At 61.4% G+C, this 23,574-nt stretch carries 24 protein-coding genes and 1 pseudogene; 8 read left to right on the top strand and 17 right to left on the bottom strand.

Annotated elements, in window-relative coordinates:
* Positions 1-157 precede the first annotated feature (157 nt).
* A complete protein-coding gene (locus tag MD273_RS02260; RefSeq protein ID WP_239036141.1) occupies positions 158-979 on the top strand; it encodes a class I SAM-dependent methyltransferase in 822 nt (273 codons plus the stop codon).
* Positions 980-1,074: 95 nt separating this feature from the next.
* On the opposite strand, the gene MD273_RS02265 is transcribed toward MD273_RS02260, so the two are convergent.
* Entirely contained in the window at positions 1,075-2,706 is a 1,632-nt protein-coding gene (locus MD273_RS02265) for an MFS transporter (RefSeq protein ID WP_239036142.1), read from the bottom strand.
* A 256-nt stretch (positions 2,707-2,962) separates the two neighbouring features.
* Entirely contained in the window at positions 2,963-4,114 is a 1,152-nt protein-coding gene (locus MD273_RS02270) for an NnrS family protein (protein ID WP_239036143.1), read from the bottom strand.
* Positions 4,115-4,188: 74 nt separating this feature from the next.
* On the opposite strand from MD273_RS02270, the gene MD273_RS02275 reads away from it, so the two are divergent.
* The gene (locus MD273_RS02275; RefSeq protein ID WP_239036144.1) at positions 4,189-4,752 is read left to right on the top strand and encodes a Yip1 family protein; all 564 of its coding nucleotides are present in this window, start codon (positions 4,189-4,191) and stop codon (positions 4,750-4,752) included.
* Here the strand turns inward: MD273_RS02275 and trhA are convergent, their stop codons facing one another.
* Positions 4,753-5,418, bottom strand: coding sequence for a PAQR family membrane homeostasis protein TrhA (trhA, locus tag MD273_RS02280; protein ID WP_239036145.1), 666 nt, complete (start codon positions 5,416-5,418; stop codon positions 4,753-4,755).
* 186 nt (positions 5,419-5,604) lie between these two features.
* Between trhA and wrbA the strand changes: the two genes are divergently transcribed.
* Positions 5,605-6,204 (top strand): NAD(P)H:quinone oxidoreductase, encoded by a 600-nt coding sequence (gene wrbA, locus MD273_RS02285; protein WP_239036146.1) that lies wholly within the window; start codon positions 5,605-5,607, stop codon positions 6,202-6,204.
* Positions 6,205-6,288: 84 nt separating this feature from the next.
* Here the strand turns inward: wrbA and MD273_RS02290 are convergent, their stop codons facing one another.
* The 9 genes and pseudogenes from MD273_RS02290 to MD273_RS02330 form a co-directional block, all read right to left on the bottom strand.
* Entirely contained in the window at positions 6,289-6,987 is a 699-nt protein-coding gene (locus MD273_RS02290; protein WP_239036147.1) for a Crp/Fnr family transcriptional regulator, read from the bottom strand.
* A gap of 258 nt (positions 6,988-7,245) precedes the next feature.
* Positions 7,246-8,760, bottom strand: coding sequence for a cytochrome D1 domain-containing protein (locus MD273_RS02295; RefSeq protein WP_502846040.1), 1,515 nt, complete (start codon positions 8,758-8,760; stop codon positions 7,246-7,248).
* Between the two features lie 42 nt (positions 8,761-8,802).
* Positions 8,803-9,612 (bottom strand): annotated as a pseudogene (gene cobA / locus MD273_RS02300) (uroporphyrinogen-III C-methyltransferase); the annotation flags it as partial.
* A gap of 38 nt (positions 9,613-9,650) precedes the next feature.
* A complete protein-coding gene (gene nirJ, locus MD273_RS02305; protein ID WP_239036149.1) occupies positions 9,651-10,847 on the bottom strand; it encodes a heme d1 biosynthesis radical SAM protein NirJ in 1,197 nt (398 codons plus the stop codon).
* Entirely contained in the window at positions 10,847-11,383 is a 537-nt protein-coding gene (gene ahbB / locus MD273_RS02310; protein WP_239036150.1) for a siroheme decarboxylase subunit beta, read from the bottom strand. Before ahbB (MD273_RS02310) ends, nirJ begins: the two co-directional genes overlap by 1 nt.
* Positions 11,358-11,849, bottom strand: coding sequence for an Lrp/AsnC family transcriptional regulator (locus MD273_RS02315; protein ID WP_239036151.1), 492 nt, complete (start codon positions 11,847-11,849; stop codon positions 11,358-11,360). The genes ahbB (MD273_RS02310) and MD273_RS02315 overlap by 26 nt, the downstream gene beginning before the upstream one ends.
* Entirely contained in the window at positions 11,833-12,360 is a 528-nt protein-coding gene (gene ahbB / locus MD273_RS02320) for a siroheme decarboxylase subunit beta (RefSeq protein WP_239037598.1), read from the bottom strand. Before ahbB (MD273_RS02320) ends, MD273_RS02315 begins: the two co-directional genes overlap by 17 nt.
* 8 nt (positions 12,361-12,368) lie before the next feature.
* Entirely contained in the window at positions 12,369-12,833 is a 465-nt protein-coding gene (locus MD273_RS02325; RefSeq protein WP_239036152.1) for an AsnC family transcriptional regulator, read from the bottom strand.
* Between the two features lie 25 nt (positions 12,834-12,858).
* The gene (locus tag MD273_RS02330) at positions 12,859-14,586 is read right to left on the bottom strand and encodes a nitrite reductase (protein ID WP_239036153.1); all 1,728 of its coding nucleotides are present in this window, start codon (positions 14,584-14,586) and stop codon (positions 12,859-12,861) included.
* Between the two features lie 220 nt (positions 14,587-14,806).
* Here MD273_RS02330 and MD273_RS02335 point away from each other — a divergent pair, with 220 nt between their 5' ends.
* From MD273_RS02335 to MD273_RS02355, 5 genes are all read left to right on the top strand, one after another.
* Positions 14,807-15,151 (top strand): c-type cytochrome, encoded by a 345-nt coding sequence (locus MD273_RS02335; protein ID WP_239036154.1) that lies wholly within the window; start codon positions 14,807-14,809, stop codon positions 15,149-15,151.
* Between the two features lie 62 nt (positions 15,152-15,213).
* Positions 15,214-16,392: a cytochrome D1 domain-containing protein gene (locus MD273_RS02340; protein ID WP_239036155.1), complete on the top strand. Its 1,179-nt coding sequence runs from the start codon at positions 15,214-15,216 to the stop codon at positions 16,390-16,392.
* 85 nt (positions 16,393-16,477) lie between these two features.
* On the top strand, positions 16,478-17,146 hold the full coding sequence (locus tag MD273_RS02345) for a PhnD/SsuA/transferrin family substrate-binding protein (RefSeq protein WP_239036156.1): 669 nt from the start codon (positions 16,478-16,480) through the stop codon (positions 17,144-17,146).
* Positions 17,143-17,931 (top strand): CbbQ/NirQ/NorQ/GpvN family protein, encoded by a 789-nt coding sequence (locus MD273_RS02350; protein WP_239036157.1) that lies wholly within the window; start codon positions 17,143-17,145, stop codon positions 17,929-17,931. The genes MD273_RS02345 and MD273_RS02350 overlap by 4 nt, the downstream gene beginning before the upstream one ends.
* Positions 17,897-18,271 carry a hypothetical protein gene (locus MD273_RS02355; protein ID WP_239036158.1) on the top strand — a complete coding sequence of 125 codons (375 nt, stop codon included), beginning with the start codon at positions 17,897-17,899 and terminating at the stop codon, positions 18,269-18,271. Before MD273_RS02350 ends, MD273_RS02355 begins: the two co-directional genes overlap by 35 nt.
* Positions 18,272-18,471: 200 nt before the next feature.
* Here MD273_RS02355 and MD273_RS02360 read toward each other — a convergent pair whose 3' ends face one another.
* Genes MD273_RS02360 through MD273_RS02380 form a run of 5 tightly spaced genes read right to left on the bottom strand, consistent with a single transcriptional unit; the run spans position 18,472 to position 23,565 of the window.
* Positions 18,472-18,711: a cytochrome C oxidase subunit IV family protein gene (locus MD273_RS02360; RefSeq protein ID WP_239036159.1), complete on the bottom strand. Its 240-nt coding sequence runs from the start codon at positions 18,709-18,711 to the stop codon at positions 18,472-18,474.
* Positions 18,712-18,723: 12 nt separating this feature from the next.
* On the bottom strand, positions 18,724-19,299 hold the full coding sequence (locus MD273_RS02365; RefSeq protein WP_239036160.1) for a cytochrome c oxidase subunit 3: 576 nt from the start codon (positions 19,297-19,299) through the stop codon (positions 18,724-18,726).
* A gap of 2 nt (positions 19,300-19,301) precedes the next feature.
* Complete coding sequence (locus MD273_RS02370) at positions 19,302-21,125, bottom strand: nitric oxide reductase activation protein NorD (RefSeq protein WP_239036161.1); 1,824 nt, start codon at positions 21,123-21,125, stop codon at positions 19,302-19,304.
* A 13-nt stretch (positions 21,126-21,138) separates the two neighbouring features.
* Entirely contained in the window at positions 21,139-22,089 is a 951-nt protein-coding gene (locus tag MD273_RS02375; protein WP_239036162.1) for a 4Fe-4S binding protein, read from the bottom strand.
* A 60-nt stretch (positions 22,090-22,149) separates the two neighbouring features.
* Positions 22,150-23,565 carry a cbb3-type cytochrome c oxidase subunit I gene (locus tag MD273_RS02380; protein WP_239036163.1) on the bottom strand — a complete coding sequence of 472 codons (1,416 nt, stop codon included), beginning with the start codon at positions 23,563-23,565 and terminating at the stop codon, positions 22,150-22,152.
* Between the last annotated feature and the right edge of the window lie 9 nt (positions 23,566-23,574).

A 23,574-nucleotide genomic window follows, 5' to 3' on the forward strand; every position in this document is an offset into this window, starting at 1 on the left:
AGCCCCTCGAAACAGCCCGCCGGGAGCAATCCCGGCGGGCTTTTTTTGTTTTGGGGATGGCGGGGCGTAATCGCGCTAAAAAACGGTCCAATTGCTCGGGCAGGATGAAATGATCCTGGCCCGGAGAAATGACAGTCGCGCATGACCAGGGAGGACAATGGCTATGGAAGAGGAGGATCGTGAAGCCGCCGATCCGTTTGAAACGGTCGCGGAAACCTATGAACAACTGCTGGTCCCGGCTCTGTTCGGACAGTGGTCTGCACCGGTGGCCGATGCTGCCATGGTCGGGGAAGGTCAGCGGGTGCTGGATGTTGCCTGTGGCACCGGCGTTCTGGCCCGGGACCTGGCACAGCGGGTTGGTCCGCAGGGTGCTGTCTCGGCGCTGGATATCAACCCGGCGATGTTGGCGGTCGCACGGAAAATGGGGGGGCGAGCCATTGACTGGCGGGAAGGGTCGGCAGAGCAGTTGCCTTATGGAGACGCGAGGTTTGACGCTGTTGTGAGCCAGTTCGGACTCATGCTGTTTCCAGCCCCGGAACAGGCGTTGCGGGAAATGATGCGGGTGCTGGCAGCCGGTGGACGGCTGGCAGTTGCCGTGTTTGATTCACTTGATTCCTTGCCGGCCTACGGTGCGATGGTGGACATATACACCCGTGTGGTCGGAGAAGAGGTGGGGCAGGCTCTGCGCAGCCCGTTCAGCCTGGGCGATGCGGATGTGTTGGCATCGTGTTTTGCGGATGCCGGGATCGGTGATGCAGTGATTACGAGTTTGGAGGGCAGGGCCCGTTTTCCGGATGTGGGCACTATGGTTACCTCCGATGTCCGGGGCTGGTTCCCCTTTGCCCAGATCCGGCTGGATGAACAGACTGTTGACGCGGTGATCCGGGAAGCCGAGGAAGCATTGGCACCCTATACCCGGCCGGACGGTGAGGTGGAATTTCCGTTGCCGGTTCTTATTGTCACGGCAGTGAAGAAGTGATGCGAACCGCACATTAACCGGTCAGGACTGACCGGCCAAAAAGAAACCGGCCTCCAGAAAAGGAGGCCGGTTCGGGGGTTGTTGCTGTCCTGCTTTTACGGATTCTTGATGTAGGCGTTCTTGCGCAGGTAGAACCACCAGTTAACCAACAGGCACACCGCATAGAACACCGCGAAGCCGTACATCGCCACCTCCGGGGTGCCAGCCTGGATCTCCTGGCCCATCACCCGGGGCGCGATGAAGGCGCCGTAGGCGGCGACGGCAGAGGTCCAGCCCAGGACCGGGCCTTTCTGCTGCTGGTCGAAGATAAAGCCGATGCTGCGGAACGTGGAGCCGTTACCGATACCGCTGGCGGCGAACATGATGATGAACAGGATCAGGAACGGGGCGAAGTAGCTGTTCGGATCGGTGGAGTTGTAGGCCAGCATCATCACGTAACCGGTTGCCACGGAAGCGACCACCATGACCACGGAGATGATCTGGGTCACGATGGATCCGCCCATCTTGTCGGAAATCCAGCCGCCCACAGGACGAATCAGAGCGCCGACGAACGGACCCATCCAGGCCCAGGTCAGGGCGCTCGGAGCGTCCGGGTTGACCACTCGGGTCATGGCGCCGTCGGCGCCGACTTCCATCATGTTGCCGAAGATGACGCTGATGGACAGGGGCAGTGCCGCCGAGAAGCCGATGAAGGAACCGAAGGTCAGGATGTACAGCACGGTCATGGACCAGGTGTGCTTGTTGCTGAAAATCGCGAACTGTTTCTTGATGTTGGGCTGGATGTCACCGGGAATCAGGCGCAGCAGCGCCACGGTCAGCACGATGGTCAGCGGCAGGGCCAACCACATGTTCATGATGGAAAGTGCCCAGACACCGGCAACAGAGGTCAGCAGGCCGACGCCGTAGAGGCCCAGGATCTTGCCGAAGGCGGACAGGGGGCTGCCCGGATTCGGGGTGACCACCTTCAGGTTGTTCATGCCGAACCAGCCGGCGAATGCCAGAGGAATCAGGAACACCAGCCAGATGAAGCCGGCATTCTGGATCCAGGTGTCGGTGCCCGCTTCGATGCGGCCAATCAGGGTGCCACTGGGGCTTTGCAGCTGCATCGGATCACCCCCCAGGGCGCCGAAGATGCCGACCGTCATCGCCAGGGGGATGAGGACCTGCATGGTGGTCACGCCGAAGTTACCCAGGCCGGCGTTCATGCCAAGGCCATAGCCCTGTTTGCTCTTCGGGTAGAAGGCGCTGATGTTGCTCATGGAGCAGGCGAAGTTACCGCCGCCAATGCCGGAGAGCAGCGCGAGGGCCTGGAAGACGATGAACGGTGTGTCGGGGTTCATCAGGGCGATGCCGGTGCCGAGCGCCGGGATCATCAGCAGCGCGGTGGTCAGGAACACGGTATTGCGGCCACCGGCGATCTTGATCATGAACGAGGCCGGAATTCGCAAGGTCGCGCCTGAAAGGCCTGCAATGGCGCTCAGGGTGAAAAGCTGATCAACCGTAAATGGGAACCCCAGGTTCTTCATCTGTGTCGTGATCATGCCCCACATCAGCCAGACTGCAAAACCGACCAGCAGGCTGGGGATTGAAATCCACAGGTTGCGGGTGGCAACACGCTTGCCCTCCCGTTCCCAGAACTCTTCATTTTCGACATCCCAGTTTTCGATGTCGGCGTTGGTGCGATTGTTGTCGCCGATCAATCCGGCGTCTGCTCTGCTGTTGGCCATGTTTATTGCTCCTCGGTTTGCTAACCCGAAGCCACGGCACCCGTGGCTCTTTAGGTTTGGTGTCATTGTGCAAATCAAGTGGCAGAACCATTCTTGATAATCATCAAGGCGGCCGGGTGGGGGATTGTGATGCGGAATTTCAAGGCCGTTTTGAGTCGTCAGAAACGATGAAAAATCTATTAAAAACAATAAGGTGCAAGGGTGATATTTCGAAGGGGGTAGTCAGGAGCGGCTGCGGCGCAGTGGAGGTAGCCAATCATTTCCGGGGCTTATGTGCCGCTCGGAAAAGTGCCAGGAGCTGTATGGCGACGCCAAGATAGGTAGTGCACCAGAGCGCGGCAGAAAGCCAGAGCCAGAAGGGGCTGGCAAACGGTGTCGGGCCGGCCAGGTAGCGGCCGAGTGCGGACAGTCCCAGCAACACCGCGACGGTGATGACCTGCCATCCCGGAGGGGGGCGGCGTGATGCCCGCTGCCACGCCAGCCGAAGCATCACACTCGCGGACAGCGTCCCCAGGGCACCAACGGTAATCAGGTGCAGGGCCGGGGTTGCGGGGGCGCCGGAGAGCAGGTGTAGGCCGCTGACGCCAGCGCCAGCCGCGAGCCAGAGATAACCGGTCGCGAAAACCAGCAGATCCGGACGCTCCGGGCAGTGCCACACACGCCAGCGGAGGATCCTGACGGCAATCAACAGGGCTGACGCCAGGAGCAAGATCCCGGCAAACCGGTTGGTGACTTCGCTCATCGCCAGGCCCATCGCAGAAATCAGCAGAACAATCAGCGCGCCCTCTATTCTCGGCTGGACCCTGGCTTCCAGAGGGATGCCCTTTTTCTCCAGCGTGCCGGCGACCGCAGGTGCAATGATGCGGCCGCCCATGAAGGTCATCAGGAGCAGCAACCCCAGAACGGCGCTGTGCAGGAGCAATGTTGGGGCCGGGAGCAGATTCTCCGGGCCGGCCAGGCCCGTAAGCCAGAACCCGGGCACCATCAGGCACAGCGTCAGGATAAGCGGCCCCGCTATCTTGTTGCGCCACTTTTTGGCGGCGTTGAACCGGGGTACCACGTAATAGGCCAATAACAGGGCAAACGCGGGACTTGGCAACTGAGCTGCCCAGCTGTCCGGAGCCAGCAGCCATGTAATCCTTGCCAACAGCCACAGGGCGAACAGCGGCAGCAGTACCCGTCGGGGCTGGGGCCCGAGTGTATAGCCGGCAATCAATGCCAGGGCAAACCCGAAGATCAGTTCATGGCCATGACCGGCTCCAATCAGCCCCGGTGGCCATCCGGTCCCGGAAAGTACGGCGAAGATGGATAGCGGAACGGCCAGGGCGGCGAGAATGGCCGCAGCCGGAAAGAACAGCCAGAAAGCATGTATGTTTTTGCCGGGACGGCCCGGCTTGTCCGGTGTCATCTGCTGTCCTTGACGGTTCTGCGGCACAGGGCTAACAGTTAAAAGTATCGGAAGCCGATCTGTAAAGGTGCATCATGAATATTACACAGCTTGCCTGTCTGCCGTTTTCCGGCAATGGTGCCTGGTCGGAACTGCGGCGACTGAATCTGTCCATTCCCTTCCTGGCCTGGGTTGTGGTGGTACCCCTGTCTTTTCTGCCGCCGGTTCTGCTTTATTATGCCGGTACCCAGTACGGTGACAGCTTCATTGCGGGCTTTGCCGGTAAGGAGTGGCGTTTCATCACCACGATTCTGTTCCTGGCCGAGTTGCTGACATTCTTTGTCATGGGGTGGCTGATCCACGCCGTGCTGGATGGCCATAAACTGCAGGTCAGTTACCAGGACGCCTACCTTCTGGCTGCCATCGCACCACTGCCGCTCTGGTTGTCTTCGCTGGCGCTGCTGGTGCCGGTGCTGGCGGTCAGCGTGGTCGCGGTGTTGGCAGGGCTGTTTGTGTCCTGTGCGCTGGTCTACCAGGGGGTGCGATCGCTGTGTCACCTGAGCGACAACGATGTGGTTGCCATGTCTGCCACATACACCGTCATGGCCGCGTCCTTGCTGGCCTGGGGCGTGCTGATGGGCATGGTCTGGGCGTTCTGATCAGACGGCGTGAGGCAACACGCCGTAATAGATGGCGCTGAAGTGACAGGCACTGCCACCGATGACGAACAGGTGCCAGACCGCGTGCATGTAGGGGATGCGGTCCGCCAGGTAAAACGCCACACCGGCGGTATAGACAACGCCGCCGGCGATGGTCAGGTTGAGTGCGGTTTCACTGAGGTTGGCGACCAGATCGGAGGAGGCGAAGGTGATCAGCCAGCCCATGGCAATGTAGATACCCACGCGAGCGAGCTTGAAGCGGTTCTTGAAGATGACTTTGAGGATTACCCCGGTCAGTGCCAGGGACCAGATCACGGCAAACAGGGTCCAGCCGACGGTTCCCCGCATGTTCACCAGCAGGAAGGGGGTGTAGGTGCCGGCGATCAGGAGAAAGATGGCGCAGTGATCCAGGGTCTTGAAGGCCCGTTTCAGTTCTGGTCGACGGGCGCCATGGTAGAGCGCGGAAGCCAGGTACAGAAGGATCAGTGACGCCCCGAAGATACTGAAGCTGACGATTTTCCAGGCATCACCTGACTGGCTCGCACCGGCAATGAGCGCCACGGTACCTATCACGCTGAGCAGGGCGCCGATACCATGGGTCGCGCTGTTCAGCCATTCCTCGATGCGATGGTGAATGGAGTCAAAGGTCTGCTTTGCTTGGGTCATTGTTGGGGATTCCGGATCAGTCATGGGCTTAAGGTACTTCAGCGTACACCTGTACGCAATGCCTCGGGATGAACATCCTGTGACCATGTTCAGAAAAACTGAACAAGCCATCGGAAAACTTCCGGTTTCATGGTCATCCGGCCGGCGGTAACCTGCCGTATATATTGAAACAACGGGAGGTTACCGATGGCGAAAGTTCTTGTCCTTTACCATTCCATGTACGGTCACATTGAGACTATGGCCGAAACAGTGGCCGAGGGTGCGCGAAGCGTGGAAGGCGCTGAGGTAGTGATCAAACGGGTTCCGGAAACGATGCCGGAGCAGGCGTTCCTGAACGCCGGCGGCAAGGCTGACCAGGGAGCGCCAGTCGCTGATCCGCAGGAATTGGCCAATTACGACGCGATCATCTTCGGCACACCGACCCGCTTTGGCAACATGTCCGGTCAGATGCGTAACTTTCTGGACCAGACCGGAGGGTTGTGGGCCGAGGGCAAACTGCACGGCAAGGTAGCGAGTGTTTTCGCATCCACCGGTACCGGTGGTGGTCAGGAACAGACCATTACCTCCTTCTGGACCACCCTGGCGCACCACGGCATGGTGATTGTGCCCCTTGGTTACGGTATTCCGGAATTCTTCGATATTTCCGAGACCAACGGTGGCACCCCCTACGGCGCAACGACCATCGCCGGCGGTGACGGCTCACGGCAGCCCAGTGAGAAGGAAACTGCCATCGCCCTGTTCCAGGGCAAGCACGTGGCTGAACTGGCGGTGAAGCTTCACGGGTAATCGTTGGTGCTCTGCAAAGCGTTGAGCGTTTCGGGCAGTCGGGTTTCCTGGCTGCCCTTTTTTATGCCTGCTCCAACCGTTACTTCACCCGGCTGAATTCGTTTTCAGCCGCGAGAACGTCGCTGGCACCACGCCCAGCCAGGACGCCAGCTGGTTGTCCGGCACCCGCCGAACCAGCTCGGGATACTCCTCCAGTAACAGCTGGTAGCGCTCGCTTGCCGGCATCGTGTGTTTGCGGAACTCCCGCATACTGGTCAGTTCGGCCAGTTCTTCGGTCAGCGCCAGGGCGAAACGGGGCCAGAGGCCATCGCCGTGGGAGCGGATGGCGGAACGAAATGCGGCAAAGTCCGCCACCCAGAGGGTGGCGGGCGTGCTGGCGGTGAGGCAAAGGGTATTGCGTACCGTGCGGCTGCGACCGAAGACCGGCCACACCAGATCGCCCTCGGAGAAGAAGTGATGAACCGCGACCTTGCCGCTGGGTGCTTCCCTGAAAAGCCTCAGGATCCCGTATTGGACGAGATAGACATTGGCCCAGGGGGAATCATGTTTCTCCAGGTTCGTTTCGGCGTCTATCCGGCGTTGATGGAACAGGCGGGTCAGGTCGCCAAGAAACCTGGCTTCCGGGCTTTGCTGGTCTTTACCCAGGCGGATGCCGAACACGCGGCTGAGACCATTGAGCAGGACAACTTCGGCGGGAGCACTGTCGTGCTGAATGATGTCAGGGTTGTTTTCGCCCAGCATGCAGGGGGCGGATGAGGCGTCTGGCCTGAAGATGCTGTTCATGTTTCTGACCCCGATTGGACAATGGGTCAATTATCGTATCAGAAAAGCATCTTTTGAAATGACTTAAATCATTAAGGCATTTTCACTAACTCGATTAGGACCGGTAGCTTTCGGCTGTTCAGGGGCCGCCAGGAAGGGGGTCAGATGAACGCTTTCATCTGACCCCAGCATCCGTACAGTTTCGGGGCGATGAGGTATCGCAGCCACAACGGGGTGAGATGAACGTTTTCATCTGACCCCATGTTCATCACTGGGGGCTCAGTGGCTGGTTCCCTCTTCGTAGTTGATTTTGTTCCACACGTTGTACTTGCCGGAAGGCTTGTTCATGGGAATTCGCTTCTCCTCCTCCAGGGTATCGGCATCGTAAACGATGACAGCACCGTCCTTGTCCCAGACACTCAGCAACAGTTTCTCGCCATAGCGGTCGAACTCCACGTGCGCCGCGACTTTGCCCGGAGCCGGCTGCAGCGTTTTGACGATCTCCAGGCTCTGTTTGTCGATGACGTGGACCTTGTCCTTGTTGGGGCCGAAGAACACATCCACCCAGGCGTAAGGTGAGTTCTCGTGGCTGCGCATGAAGAAACCCGGGCCTTCGGTTTCCAGGGTTTTGATCACGTCCCAGTTGTCCATGTCGATGATGGACACGGCACCGGTACGGAAGTGCGGGGTGGCCATGACCCGTTTGCCCTGGTATTCCCAGGTGATGCCGGAACCCAGGTGGGGCATGCCGGGAAGTGGCAGCTCGGCGACAGTGTCGCCGGTGTCCAGGTTGATGACGTACCCATGTTTGCCATCCCGGGCGGCGCCAATGACGTGCTCGTAGCCGGGGTCGAAGAAAAAGTCGTCCAGCCAGGTGTCGGTCTGCATCCGGCGGACTCTGGCCTTGTCGTCTTGCACGGTGATTTCCCAGGCTTCCGGTATGTCCTTGAGGGCGGCGATGAAGCTGTCCCGGGGTGGGGCGGCGTACACCGCGCTGACCCGGGAGCTGTCGCCGGCGTCGTTTTCTACCGGAATAATGTTCATCAGTTCCAGGTTGCTGGCATCAAAAAGAACCAGGGTATGGGGCAGGTAGTTGGCGGCCATGACGTGGTTGCCATCGGCAGAGACTGCGATGTTGCGCATGTTGATGCCGGCGCGAACCTCTGCCACCACTTTCAGGTTGTACAGGTCGTACTTGGTGATCCAGCCGTCCCGGGAGCCGAAATAGACGTAGCGGCCGTCGGGGCTGTATTTCGGCCCCCCGTGCAGGGCGTAGCGACTCGGAAACCGGTGGATCGGTTCCATCCTGTCGCCGTCGAGCAGGGTAACGTGGTGGTCGCCGATCTCCACAACCAGGAACAGGTTCATCAGGTCCGCTTCATAAACCGGCTCTTCGGGCAGACTGCCATCCGGATAAGGTAACAGGTGGCTGCCCAGGATTTCCTGCTTGCCCCAGACCGGCGTGGTTTCCGGTGGCTGGTAGATGAAGTTGGCCAGCGCCGTGACCGATTGCTGGCTCAGGGTGTCGCCAAAGGCGGGCATCTGGGTTGCCGGTCGGCCCGAAGCGATGACACTTTCGGCCTCGGACTTGCGCAGGCGCGACAGGTTCTCCGGCAACAGGGCGGGACCGATGCCGCCCAGGCGGTTGACACCGTGGCAGCTGGCGCACTCTTGCTGGTACAGCGTTTCGGTCTGTGCCGAGGGGGCTGCCCCCCAGGCTGGCGCGCCGAGCAGAGAGGCAGCCAGTAACAGGCTGGAGGTCAGGGTGTGGCGGTTCGGCAAAATGGCTTGTATCACCGGGTGTGGCTCCATGTTTCCGGGTTATTGGGGCGCCGTTCAGGCCGGCCGGGTCAGGGCACTGTCCCAGCCAGCCTGGACGGGGCGCGCCAGCTTGGCGGCCAGATTGACCACCTCACCGACGATAATCAGGGTCGGCGGCTGGAAATCTTCCTGGCGGATGGCCTCTTCCAGATTCGCAAGCGTGGTGACCGTCATGTGTTGCAGGGGCGTGGTGCCGCGTTCCACCAGGGCAACCGGGCAGTCGGCGGACAGGCCGTGAGCGATCAGCTCCCGGACAATGGTCGGTGCATTGTGCAGCCCCATGTAGAAGACCCGGGTCTGCCCCGGCGCCGCCAGTACCGCCCAGTTCAGCTCCAGGGACTGATCGGCCTTGCGGTGGCCGGTCACGAACGTCACGCTCTGGGCATAGTCCCGGTGGGTGAGAGGAATGCCACAGTAAGAGGCACAACCGGCGGCGGAGGTGATGCCGGGTACGACCAGGAAGTCGATGTCGTTCTCCACCAGCACTTCGGCCTCTTCGCCGCCCCGCCCGAAAATATACGGGTCGCCGCCCTTGAGTCTGACCACCCGGCGTTTCTGCGTCGCCAGTTTGACCAGCAGTTCATTGGTCTCCTCCTGGGGCACGTAGTGGCAGCCGCTGGCCTTGCCCACATGAATGCGCTCGGCCCCGGGGTTGACCAGTTCCATGATCTGGGGCGATACAAGACGGTCATATACGACGGCGTCCGCCTGCTGAATCAACATCAGGGCCCGCAGGGTCAGCAGACCGGGATCGCCGGGGCCGGCGCCGACAATGGCGACTTCACCGGGGCGTAGCGGCTGCTCCGCTAGCTGGAATTCCACCAGGCATTTCTTCCTTGGATTGGGGGTCATGGCGCCACTCCTCACAGATTGTGTACCGGAATTTCTGTCACCGGGGCGGCCACACGTCGGGGCGCATCCACCACACCGATTTCTTCGTTGGTCAGGTAACAGCCGGGGTCTTCTTCCCAGAAATCTCCGGAGATGTTGTAGGCCCGCACCCGGGTGTTGCCGTTGCAGATTCCAAGGTATTGGCAGTCGGCGCAGCGGCCCTTGACCGGTCGCGGGTACTGGCGGAAGCCCGCCATCAGGGGATCCCGGGTTTGGGACCAGATTGTGGAGAACGGGGTCTGCCGGACATTGCCCAGGTTGTAATCCCACCAGAAGGTATCCGGGTGAACGACACCCAGGTTGTCGATATTGGAAATGTTGACGCCGGAGGAGTTGCCACCCCAGTTGGTCAGGCGCTGTTCCAGGGCTGGCACCTGATCCGGGTAATGCTCCCTGGCCCACTCAATCAGGAACGGACCATCGGCGTCGTTGTTGCCGGTGACGTATTCCCGTTCGATGCCGCGCTTGAGCTCGTCGTGACAGTGGTTGAACAGCAGGGTCATGGCCTCGCGGGTCATGTCGTACCAGGCGTCGCGCTTGCGGTTGCGGCCGCCGCGACCGGAATAGTTCAGGTGCGAGAGGTAAAATTTGTCGATCTGGTGCTCGTCCAGCATGTCGAGCATGGCCGGCAGTTCCGGATAGTTGTCCTGGGTCAGGGTAAAGCGCAGGCCCACCTTGATGCCGGCCTGCTTGCACAGGGCGACTGCGTGCATGGATTCGCGGAACGCACCCTTTTTCTGCCGGAAGGCGTCGTGAGTCTGCTCCAGGCCATCGATGCTGATGCCCACGTAGTCGTAGCCAATCTCGGCAATCTTGCCGATGTTGTCTTCGGTGATCAGGGTGCCGTTGGTGGACAGGCCCACGTAGAAACCCATGGCCTTGGCCCGCCGGGAAATCTCGAAGATGTCCGGGCGCATCAGCGGTTCTCCGCCGGAAAGGATCAGTACCGGTACGCCGAAGGCCTTGAGGTCATCCATGGTGGCATAGACCTCCTCGGTACTCAGCTCGCCCTTGAAATCGATGTCCGCGGAGATCGAATAGCAATGCTTGCAGGTGAGGTTGCAGCGCCGGATCAGGTTCCAGATCACGACCGGGCCCGAAGGCTTTGGCACCGGGCGCACCGGGGTCGGTTGCATCAGGGTCTTGATGTAGCGGGTCATTCGGAACATTAAGCATCTCCCTGCTTTTTCAGTCTTAACCCGGTTTTCTTGAGAATCGCCGAGCTGTACAGGATGGTATGGCCGGAACAGGTGTCTCCCAGTAAGTTGCTGATCTGCGCGGCCTTCTCTTCGACTTCCCGTTGGCTGGTGCCGTGGACCATGGCAAAAAGGTTGTAGCGCCACCAGGGCAGGTGCCTCGGGCGCCGGTAGCAATGGCTGACAAAGGAAAGTTCACCGACCCGGCGGCCCATCGCTGAGACTGCTTCGTCTCGGATGTCCCAAACGGTCATGCCGTTGAAACGATAACCGAGCCGGTAATGGTCGGGCACCGCGGCCACTCGCCGCAGCACACCGGCTTCCTGCATGCGCTGGAACCGGGCCAGGACTTCGTCTGCCGGCATGTCCAGCTGTTCGCCCAGCGTGGCCCAGGGATCCGTGGTCAATGGCAGGCCGGCCTGGGTTGCCAGGATCAGTTGCCGGTCCCGCGCGCACAGCTGGTATCCGGGGGTGGTGTCCTGTTCAGACGGGAAAGTGGAGACGGACATGGAACTCCTCCTCCTTGGGCATGTTGTAGACGCGGTAACCGGTATGGTTCTCGATCTCTTCGATCACCCCGGCGATGCCTTCCCTGGTCTCGGTTGCCAGAACGAACCACATGTTCAGCTCGTGGTCCCGGCGGTAGTTGTGGGCCACTTCGTCAAAGGTATTGACCTGGCGGGCGACCCGGTCGAAGTCCGCCTCGGTAACGCGCATGGCTGCGAGAGTGAGGCCGCCACCCATTTCGCCAGCGTTGAACATCGGGCCAAAGCGGGTAAGCACCCGTCGGTCCAGCAGATCCCGAAGGGTCGCCAACAGGGTTGTTTCGCTAATGCCAAGTTCCGCGGCCACGGTTGCGTAGGGGCTTGGCACCAGGGGCAGACCATGCTGGAGCCGGTTGATGACGGCCTTTTCCACGTCATTGAGCGGCGCCATGGTGCTCTCCCGAGCCGGCGGTTCAGTCCGGGCTGACATATCGGGCTCCCCGCTGACGATAGGCTTTGGTGCTGAATAGCACCGCATGGGGGAACGTCTCCAGATGCTTGTCCGTGATCAGGTCGTCAAGCTGGGACAGTACGCGGTGGCGGTCCACGCCGTGAATCATGCAGAACAGATTGTAGGGCCAGTCGGGAAGGCGTCGGGGCCGTTGATAACAAAGGGTCACGAAGGGCGCCCCGGCGATGGCCTCGCCAACAGAGCTTACCCAGCGATCCGGTACGTTCCAGACCACCATGGCATTGGCGGTATAGCCCAGAGTGCGATGTTTCACCACGAGGCCCAGCCGTTTGATCAGGCCCTGGGCCTGCCAGTGATCCACGGCGGTCAATACCTCCTGTTCGGTCAGGCCGGTCTGTTCCGCCAGGGTCTGCCACGGGCGTGCAGTGAGCGGCAGCCCCTGTTCCAGCCGCTGCCGGAGCCGCAGCAGACCCCAGGCGCTGATCCGTCCCTGGTCGGGCAGTCGTGGCACGACCGCCAGATAGTCCATCGAGGTATTCACGACAACGCCTCCCAGTCGATGTCGAACCCGAGGTCGATGTGATAGCCCTCGACCATGGGCAGCCGCAGCATCGGCAAACGCAGCTGGTGTTCCAGTTCGTCGAGCCGCTCGTCGAGGGTATCCTCGTCCGGTGCGGTCATGACGAACCAGAGGTTGTAGGTGTGCTCCCGGGCGTAGTTATGATTGACGCCCGGGGCACGGTTGATACGGGCGGCGACCAGATCTATCTGTTCTTCCGGTGCTGCCACCGCAGCGAGCAGGCTTGCACCCGCCCGCCGGTGTTCGAATACCGGTCCGACCCGGCTGACGACCTGGCGGGACTGGAGGGTCTGCAGGCGATCGATAACCTCGCCCTCGGAAATGCCCAGTTGTCGGGACATCTCCAGATAGGGGCGTTCGCACACCGGGAGATCCCGCTGGTACAGGTTGATCAGTTGCTTGTCAGTACTATCCAGTCTCATGGTCTGTCCTCCGGGCCGGAACGGGTCAGTACACGTCGTGCTGGGTGTTGTAGACGTTGAACTTGCCAGTGGGTGTCACCAGCCGCTCGTCCTTGATCACCTTCTTCAGCTTGCGTGTCTTGTCATCGACAACCACCAGGGCCGAGGTCAGATCCTGGGAATTCCAGACCGAGAACCAGACTTCGTCACCGGCCACGTTGTACTCCGGTTGAACCACCCGCTTCGGGCCTTCGCCGACGTCCGCCCATTCGGCGATCGGCAGCACGTCGTAGCCGGCCTCCAGGTTGTTGATGTCATAGACCGCGACACTCTGGCTCACCGCCTCGGCCGGGTTCAGGGCAGTGTCCACGTAGAGGTTGTCGGACTTCGGGTGGGTCTTGATGAACAGCGAACCACCGCCCTGGCCGTTCAGCGTGCGAACGACTTTCCAGGCCTTGTCCGGATGGCCTTCCGGGTCGGTGCCGATCAGCTGAATGGTCGGATCACCCAGGTGGCTGGTGGCCCAGACCGGCCCATGCTCGGGGTCCACGAAGTTGGCGCCTCGGCCCGGGTGGGGAATCTTGCCCACCTCCACCATGGCCTCGAGGTTCCTGTCCCGGGAATCCACGACAGCAACCTTGTCGGACTGGTTGGCGGCGGTGAGGAAGTAGCGCATGCTGCTGTCCCAGCCACCATCATGCAGGAACCGGGCGGCGTCGATGGTGGTGACGCTCATGTTGTCCAGGTCCTCGTAGTTCACCAGCATGATCTTGCCGGTTTCCTTGACGTTGACGATGAACTCAGGGTGCTCGTGGGAGGCCACGATGGCCGCAACCCGCGGTTCCGGATGGTATTCCTGGGTGTCGACGGTCATGCCCCGGGTGCCGACAATCTTCTTCGGCTCCAGCGTCTCGCCATCCATGATCACGAACTGGGGCGGCCAGTAGGTGCCGGCGATGGCGTATTGGTCCTCGTAGCCCTTGTACTTGGAGGTTTCCACCGAGCGCGCCTCCATACCGACCTTGATCTTGGCGACGGTATCGGGTTCCTCCATCCACAGGTCGACCATGTTCACCAGCGCGTCCCGTCCGATCACGAACAGGTAACGGCCGGAGGCCGACATCCGGGAGATATGAACGGCATAGCCGGTGTTGATGACATGGGCAATCTCGTGAGTATCGCCATCAATCAGGGCGATCTGGCCCGCATCCCGGAGGGTCACACTGAACAGATTCTTCAGGTTCAGGTCGTTCATCTGTTTGGTGGGCCGGTCCTCGGGCGGGACAACCACTTCCCAGGTCGCCTTCATGTCCTCCAGGCTGTACTCCGGCGGCTGGGGTGGTTCGTGCATGACGTACTTGGCCATCAGCTCCACTTCGTCCTCGGTCAGGTCACCGGAGGTCAGCCAGTTGGGCATGCCCGCCGGTGAGCCGTAGCTGATGAAGGCCTTGAGGTAATCGATGCCCCGCTCCTGGGTGATGTCGGGAGTCAGCGGCTTGCCAGTGGCGCCCTTGCGGAGGACGCCATGACAGCCGGCACAGCGCTCAAAATAGATCTGTTTGGCTTTTTCGAACTCGGCATCGGTCAGGTCGGGCGCGCCCGGTGAGCGGACGATCCTGGCAGAGCCCGGTTCCACGGTGCTGGGCGTACCCTCGTAGGCCGTGGAGGCGGGGTCATCGGGATGTTTCGAGGCGTCGGTGGCAGCCAGGGCGCCAAACGAGGCGACGGCCACTGCCAAAGCCAGAGGCTTGAAAATTATGCGCGATACTCTCATCAGGTTCTCTCCTTGGATTTAAGAGTGCCTCTAGGTTTCGCTTCTTCCGCTCTCCGAACATTGATTAATGTCAGATGTATGTTATTTGTCGAGGCTCTACCCAACAGGTGGTATGCCAAATGATTTCTGGTCTTTGTCGGTGGTTTTAACCAATATCAAGGATGGGTGTTAGGGCTGTTGCCACGATGAATCCGGCCAATCTGAAAACGGGAGGCGGCAAATGGGCACAAACGCGGGCTGGCGATGGAAGCTGGGCGTCATGCTGTTGACCCTCCTGCCGATCCCGGCCTCGGCCGCCGGGAATGACGTTCGTTCAGGGCCGGAGCTGACAAATCTGGTGTTGCAGGACTGCGGCTCCTGCCATGGCATGACCCTGAAAGGCGGATTGGGGCCACCCCTGCGTCCTGAAGACCTGCATCAACTGCCGGCAGAAGCGATCGCGGCGATTATTCGCGAAGGCGTACCGGATACCGCCATGCCGCCCTGGAAGCCTCTTCTGGCACCCGAAGAGATCGACTGGATCAGTCGGCAATTGAAGGCCGGCACCCTGGTTTCACCCCAATGACCCACGTGGAGGTTCGCCAATCAATGGAACGGCCCGGCCCTGTTGTTCAACGCATGATACTGATGATTCTGCTGATCTCCGGTCTTGCCGGCTGTCAGGTGCTGTCACCCCCGGCGCCCGCTGCGGAACGGATGGGCACGGGGGATCTGGGCCTGATCATAGAGCGGGCGACCGGTTCGGTCCTGGTGATCAATACCAGCCACCACCGGGTACTGGGTCGGGTTGAGGGGCTGGGAGACCTCTCCCACGCGTCCGTGGTGTACTCCCGCGACGGTCGTTACGGCTATGTGTTCGGTCGTGATGGCGGACTGACCAAGGTGGACCTGCTGGAACTTGCCATCGCCAGGCGCGTGCTCCAGTCGGGCAACAGCATTGGTGGCGCCATTTCGCAGGACGGACGGTTTGTGGCCGTTTCCAACTACGACCCCGGAGGGGTGAAGGTCTTTGACAGCGAGACTCTGGAGCTGGTGAAGGATATTCCCGCCAGCTATGCCGATACCGAAGGCAAGCCTGCGCAATCCAAGACCGTCGGACTGGTGGATGCCCCGGGGAACCGGTTTGTCTTCAGCCTGTTTGATTCGGACCAGATCTGGACGCTCGACATGGCGGCTTCCGAACCTGAGGTTCACCGGTTCGACGCCGGCGAAGCACCCTACGATGCGCTGATTACCCCGGATGGTCGGTTCTATATTGCCGGCCTTTTCGGCGAGGACGGTTTGTCCATGCTGGACCTCTGGCACCCGGATCAGGGGGTTACCGAGATTCTGCCGGACTACGGCAGGGGCGAACAGAAACTGCCGGTCTACAAGATGCCTCATCTGGAAGGCTGGGCTATTGCGGATGGCCAGGCGTTCTTCCCGGCGGTGGGGCACCACCAGGTGCTGGTGGCGCGGATGGATGACTGGTCCCTGGACGGGAGAATTCCCGTACAGGGCCAGCCGGTGTTCGTCATGGCCAGTCCTGACAACCGCCAGATCTGGGTCAGTTTTGCGCATCCGAATAACGACGTGGTCCAGGTGATTGATTCCCAGACCCGGGAAATCATCCGGACCCTCGAGCCCGGTGAAGCGGTTCTGCACATGGAATTCACGCCCCGGGGCGAAGAGGTATGGGTCTCGGCGAGAGACAGCAACCGGGTGACCGTTTACAACACCCGGACCCTGGAGCCGGTGGCAACGCTCGATGCCGAGAAGCCCAGTGGCATTTTCTTCACCAGCCGTGCCCACACCCTTGGGCTCTAGCAGGCCGCTGGTCCGCGTGGCCGCGGCCGGGCTCCTGGCCATCACGGTGCCGGCCGGGCCAGGAACCGCCGGAGAACTGTCTGAGATGCGGATAAGCATCCAGTCGGTCACGGAGGTGACGGATGTGGCCGGGTACCGGTTAACCAGACAGCTGGCCGAAGGTGGCTGTGAGGCAACGGTGCAGTTCGGTGAGGCGGAGCCGGACGCCGTGCTTGAATTCCGGATTGGCGAAACAGCAATCGAGGCGGTGCTGGTGGCCAGCAACCGGAACGGCGATCCGCCACGCCCGGCCTGGGTGACCCGCCGAACCGCCGGAGTTGGCTCAATCACCGAGTTGGCGGGGCGGGACCTCGCGACGGTGGCGGGCCCCGATCCGCTGGGGGCTCGCTTACCTCTGGCCGCTTTGGCGGAAGTGGGCGTAAGGCCGGCCCGCGAGCAACTGTATGAAGCGGGCGACTACAGCTCGGCACTGGGCCTGCTGCTCCACAACAACACGCATGCGGCGGTAACCGAGGTGGGTTTTGTGGAGCCGATGCTGGAGAACAATGGCCTGGTGGTTACCTGGGCGGGTAACCCTGTCCGGGCCGGCGGATGGTATCGGGGGGCGGGCTGGAACCGGTCTGCTCTGGCTTGTGAAGAGGTCCTGGCGGGACTCACCCGGCGTGGTGATCGCCAGATTTTTATGGTTTTTCCCGAATGGGTTCATGGTTTTGCCAGGCCTGAGCGCCTGAATTCAGAGGAAGTTTCCCAATGACGTTTTATCAACCGGTTGGCAATGAGATCGAACTGTTCCGGGCCGCGGCCGACAACGGCCTGCCTGTACTGATCAAGGGCCCCACCGGCTGCGGCAAGACCCGATTTGTCCGCCACATGGCAGAACAGCTGGGTCGGCCTGTGTACACCGTGGCCTGTCACGATGACCTGACCGCGGCGGACCTGGTGGGGCGGCATCTGATCGGCCCCGATGGTACCTACTGGCAGGACGGCCCGCTCACCCGGGCCGTCCGCGAAGGGGGTATCTGCTACCTGGACGAAGTGGTTGAAGCCCGGAAGGACACCACGGTGGTGCTTCACCCGCTGGCGGACGATCGCCGCGAGCTGCCTATCGAGCGTACCGGTGAACTGCTGCAGGCAGCGCCCGGGTTCATGCTGGTGGTGTCCTATAATCCGGGGTACCAGAGTCTGCTCAAGGGCATGAAACCGAGCACCCGTCAGCGCTTCGTCTCGCTGCGATTCGACTATCCGTCCGAGACTGACGAGCAGACCATCGTCGTTGAAGAGGCCGGTTGCGACCGGGACCTCGCCAAGCAGCTGGTGAGCCTGGCGGCGGCGCTCAGGAACCTGAAGGATCACGATCTGGAGGAGGCGGCATCCACGCGCCTGCTCATTCACACGGCGATGATGATCAAGGCCGGCCTGCCGCCACTGGATGCGGTGCGGGCTGGCATGATCGAACCGCTGTCGGACGATGAAGCCACGGTGGCAGCACTGATGGAGGTGGTGTATGCGGTATTCGGGCGGCCGGGAGAAAGCCGCTAGCGGAGCGGTCATCCCGGTAATCTGGTATCTGCTGAACCTGCTGGCGATTCCGGTGATCGGGTTTGCTGTGCTGGTGTGGCTGTATCTTCACAGTGAGGGCGACCATCCGCTGCGCCGGGCCCATGCCCGGGCCGCCGTGGTCATGTCCGTCGTCGGCGCGGTGTTGATCAGCACCGGCGTGGGCGTGGCCTGGCTGACCCTGGGTAACACCGGGCACTTCTGGAGCTTTGGCCTGGTGTGGGCGATCGTGCTGCACACGGGCTTTGTGCTGTGGGGGATGGTGGCGTTGGCGCAGGCGATGGCGGACAAGCGGCCGTTGTTTCCGGCCAGGTGGCTGTAGGTCCGCTAAGACGGGGTCAGAAGAACACTTTCTTCTGACCCCAGGTTCACAATTCAGCTCCGTGGCAGCGCCCAGGACGGGGTCAGATGAAGGCTTTCATCTGACCCCAAGTTCATGCCGGCCGCCACCCTGACTTACCGCAAAGCCCCGGGGTCAGATGAAAGCTTTCATCTGACCCCACCTTCACGCCCGAAACGCCCCTAGGCCGCCGCATGAAACCCCGCAATCACCGCCACCACCACCGGCGCCCAGGCCTGGGCGGCGAGGCGCCAGCCCCTCGGGGCCTTTCGCATTTCCATGAAGTGGTCCACCAGTAACATCGCTTTGATGAGCACCAGGGCAAACACCAGCCAGGCCAGGAGCTCCGGCCCGAGCCCGGTTTGCAGGGCGATCACCGGCAACGCGGTGCAAATCATCAGGGCCAGGTAGATTGTCAGCACGTCAGTCCCTCCTCACGCCAGCACATAAACCATCGGAAACAGCACCAGCCACACCAGATCCACCATATGCCAGTAGGAAGCGCCGGACTCCATGCTGTTCATGTCGGTGCCGTCGTAGTCGCCGTTACCGACTTTCACCGCCAGGACAGCGAGGACGATCTGCCCCAGCAGCACGTGCATGAAGTGGAAAAAGGTCAGGAAGAAATAAAACATGAAAAAGGTATCGGTGCCGAGGTTGTAACCCTGGCCATACAGATCGGCGTACTCCCAGAGCTTGCCGATGGTGTAGACGCTGGAAGCGGCCAGCGCGAGCCAGAGTCCCAGCCGGGTTCCCCGTTTGCCGTGACGGAGCCGATGCACGGCCGTCGCCACCAGGTAGCTGGCGGTGATCAGCGCCACGGTATTGAGCAGGCCGATCAACGGGTGCAGCGCCTCGCGGCCGGCGTGGAAGGTGCCCGGATCAAGGCTACGGGCCACGGTGAAGCCGATGAACAGAATGCCGAATACCGCCAGCTCGGCAAAGATGAACATCCACACGGCGAGGTCGCCGGGCAGGTGCCTGGTCCTGGTTGCAGTCAGCTCGTTCACGGTCATCGGGTCAGGTTGAGATAGAGTTTGGGCAACTGCAGCGGCAGCTGGGCCGGGTCCCGGATCACCACGTAGTGGTTGCTGCCGAACACGTAGGGCAGGTATTCGCTGGCCTCGTCGTCGATGGTGACGCAGAAGGGGGTCAGGCCGGCTTTATGGGCTTCCTGCACCGCCATGCGGGTGTCTTCCACGCCGTAGCGTCCCTCGTACAGATCAAGGTCATTGGGCTTGCCGTCGGTGAGTAACAGCAGGATTTTCTGGTGCTCCGGGCGGGCCTGCAGCAGCCGGGTCGCCTGCCGGATGGCCGTGCCCATGCGGGTGTAGTAGCCCGGCTCAAGCGCCTGGATGCGGCCTCGGATGGTGGCGGTGTAGGCCTCATCGAAGCCTTTGAGGTGATGGAAGCGTACATGATCCCGGCGCCGGGAAGAAAAGGCGAACAGGGCGAACGGATCGCGGCTGGCCTGCAGCGCTTCGCTGAGCAGTTGCAGACCGTCCCGCGCCACATCGATCACGCGCTGGTGGTTGTTGATGTAGGTTTCTGTCGAGAGGGACACGTCGGCCAACACCAGGCAGGCCAGATCCCGCTGGCTCTGCTGGCAGCGACGGAACAGCTTCTGGTCGATGGCGCCCTGGCGCTGGCGGTTCTGGACCTCCCGCTCGAGGCAGGCATCGAGATCCAGCTCCTCGCCCTCCACCTGCCGCTTCTGCCATTGCTTGAGCGGTTTCAGCGCGCTGAATTGCCGTTGCAGGTGTTTGGCGGGTCGCCGCAGGGGTTCGGGTAGCTCGGCCGGCTCGGCGTCCTGAGCCAGCATGGGCTGCAGGCAGCAGAATTTTTCCCGATAGCTCTGGCTTCGCCAGTCCCACTCGGGCAGGTGAATGCCGGGCCCCAGCCGCAGGTCGTCATTTTCTTCCGAGGGCAGATCCAGATCGAACTTGATGGATGAGGACGTCTCGCGCCGGTCGTTGGACACGGAGATCATGTCCATATCATCGGCTACGGATTCGGCATCTTCCTCCTCGGTGTCGTCGCCGGCCCGGTCCACGGGAATGAACTCGGTCCAGGAGAACAGGCTTTCCAGACGGAAAATCATCAGGCCCTGGTCCCGGTCGAATCCCTCGACCCGTTCCGCCTGGCGGCGCTTGCGCTTCTTGGCCAGGCCGCCGGGGCTGGACTGGGTATTGTCATCGCCAATGACCTGGCCGTTGGCGGGGCCCTGATTCAGTGACGGGTAGAGCCACAGGATGACGGGCCAGGGGTCGGTAGCGGCTGCCGGAATTCGGGTAACGCTGCCCGGGTGAATCAACGCCTGGCGTATGGATTCCTCGCGCGTGGCCTCCTGGGGCGGTAGCTCATCCGGGTGCGGTCGCCATTGCAGGGAATGGCTGACCAGGCGCTGATAGATTCGCTCAAGTCCCGGCCAGCGTGCCAGAACGTCCTGAACCATCGTCTGGTTGGCCGTGAACCAGTCGGTGTCCTCCGGTTCCGGCGAGGCGGCCAGCGCTGCGAGCCACAGGTACAGATCCCGGTTCAGGTCCCTCGACGGGAACAGTGCGATTCGCTCTGGCAGCCGGAGATTCTGATCGTCCCGCCAGGCCAGTTCGAATTTCCGGTGGGTTCCGGCCAGCTTGTGCAGGAACCTCCGCCGCAAGCGGAAATGCCGGGGCTCGGCGGTGACCAGGCTCAGGGCCGGATCACCGCCGAGCGCACGGAACAGAATGCCCAGGTGACGGGCTTCGTCTTTCAGATGGACGGCATGCTCCGGAAACTCCCCCAGTGCCTGGCGGGTGATGTATTCATGCCATTTGTAGCCAACCCATTCTTCCATTGCTTGCTCCTTGTCAGCGCCGGCGCCCGGTCGGTTCGCTGTCCAGCTGGTGTACCGGGATCAGTACGGTCTGGCGGTTGGGCTCGCCTGGCTCCCAGTGCAGCAGGCTGCCCTCGGGATTGTCTTTCTGCACCTCGCGACAGGCGCTCACGCATTGCAGGCACTGGGTGCAGGTGAATTTGGCCCGCTTGTGACTGCGGGTCGGCAGCCGCATGGGGCAGGCTTCGTCACAGGCTTTGGTGCAGTCCCGGCAGGCGGCGGCGCGGGTTGTGTCGAAGGTCACCATACGGCCGCGACCGTTGGTCATCCAGGCGATACTCTGCACCACCCCGAAGGCACAGCCATATTTGCAGAACAGGTGCCTTGCAAACAGGAAGTCCAGCGTGAACACGGTGGTGGCCACCGCCAGGAACACCGAGGGATAGAACGACAGGTTGCCGGTTACGAGGTCGGTGTAGAGCGGAATCGGCGGCAGAAGGTAAGACAACATTGCCAGTGCCCAGGAAAAGCCGATCAATCCACAGACCAGCGTCAGCCCTGCCCAATGGATGACCTTGCCGCGCCGGCCTCGCTTGAGGGCTTCCCACAGGGTGGGGCGGCCGGTGATACGGGTCATCAGATGGTTGACGGTTTCCACGACTGAAAAGTGGGGGCACAGCCAGCCACAGTAAATGCGTCCCCATTTCCACGCGATCCACAGTACAAGAGGGACCAGCACCAGGATGGGGAGGATGAACCAGAACAGGATCTGCCCGGCCACGTCCGCCGGCGAGCTCTGGGTGACCCAGTCGAGGTTCAGGTTAAAGGACAACGGAAACCCGAAGAGAATAAAGCGGGTTTCGGTCAGGTCGTAACGGAACAGGTTGAGAACCGGCGCAAGCAGGAACAGGGCAAAGAAACCGGCCCGAGTGATCAGTCGGTTCCTCTGCAGTGTGTCCCTGGGATTGGTCGCTGGTGCTTGCACGGTCGGTGTCCGGGGTTGGCGGGGTTGCCGGGCGGTCGGCAACCCCGCTCAGGGGTGGGTTTACGCGTCTGCGGTGGCGGGACCGCGGACTTCTTCAGACGGGGACGCCTGACCCTTGATGAAGAAACTGCCGAAGTACACGATCAGCCCGGCCAGGAAGAAGCACCCGGCTACCAGCCGCATCCAGTAGAACAGGGCGATGTTGTCCTGGGTCGCCATGAACGACAGTGCCTCACCGCTCTCGGGAATCCGTTGCAGCCAGATTTGCAGGATGCCGGCCCCGGTCAGGAACAGGGTGATGAACACCATGGAGATGGTCATCAGCCAGAAACCCCACATCTCAAGCACCTGGGCGGTATTGCTGTTGCCATACGGGCGGCCGCGCATGATCGGCATGGCGTAGGAAATGATGGTCAGCACGATCATCACGTAGGCGCCGTAGAAAGCCATATGGCCGTGGGCCGCGGTAATCTGGCTGCCGTGGGTGTAGTAGTTCACCGGGGCCAGCGTATGTAGGAAGCCCCACACGCCCGCGCCCAGGAACGCCATCACCGCGGTGCCCATGGCCCAGAGCATGGCGGCCTTGTTCGGGTGGTTACGCCGGCGGCGGTTGATCATGTTGAAGGCGAACAGCACCATCATGAAGAAGGGCAGCGGCTCCAGGGCGGAGAACACCGAACCCAGCCACAGCCAGTACTCGGGCGGCCCGATCCAGAAGAAGTGGTGGCCGGTGCCGATGATGCCGGTGATCAGGGCCATGGCGATGATCACATACAGCCACTTCTCGATCACTTCGCGGTCGACGCCGGTGATCTTGATCAGCACGTAGGCCAGGATGGCACCCATGATCAGCTCCCAGACGCCTTCCACCCACAGGTGTACCACAAACCACCAGAAGTACTTGTCCAGGGTCAGGTTGCCGGGGTTGTAGAAGGAGAACAGCCATAGTACCGCCAGACCAATCAGGCCAGTGATCAGCACGATATTGACGACAGTTTTGCGGCCCTTCAGGGCGGTCATCAGGATATTGAACAGGAAGCCGACTACCACCAGCGCTATGCCTATCTTGGTGATGGTAGGCTGTTCGAGGAATTCCCGGCCCATGGTGGGTAGCAGCTTGTTCATGGTGACATCGGCCAGTGTGGCATAGTCCACGAACAGGTAACCGAGGATGGTCAGCGTGCCGGCGACGGCAAACACCCAGAACAGGATCCAGGCCAGCAGTGGGCTGTAGAGTTCGGTCTGGGCTTCCTCGGGCACCAGATAATAGGTGGCGCCCATGAAGCCGAACAGCAGCCAGACTATCAGCAGGTTGGTATGTACCATCCGCGCGACGTTAAAAGGAATTTCCGGGAACAGGAAGTCTCCCACTACGTACTGCAGGCCCAACACCAGGCCGAACACGATCTGGCCGGCAAACAGGATCAGGGCAAAGATGAAGTAGGGCATGGCGACCCGTTGGGATTCGTATTTCATGTCGTTTCT

The organism is Marinobacter sp. C7 (assembly GCF_022343555.1).
Taxonomy (GTDB): domain Bacteria; phylum Pseudomonadota; class Gammaproteobacteria; order Pseudomonadales; family Oleiphilaceae; genus Marinobacter.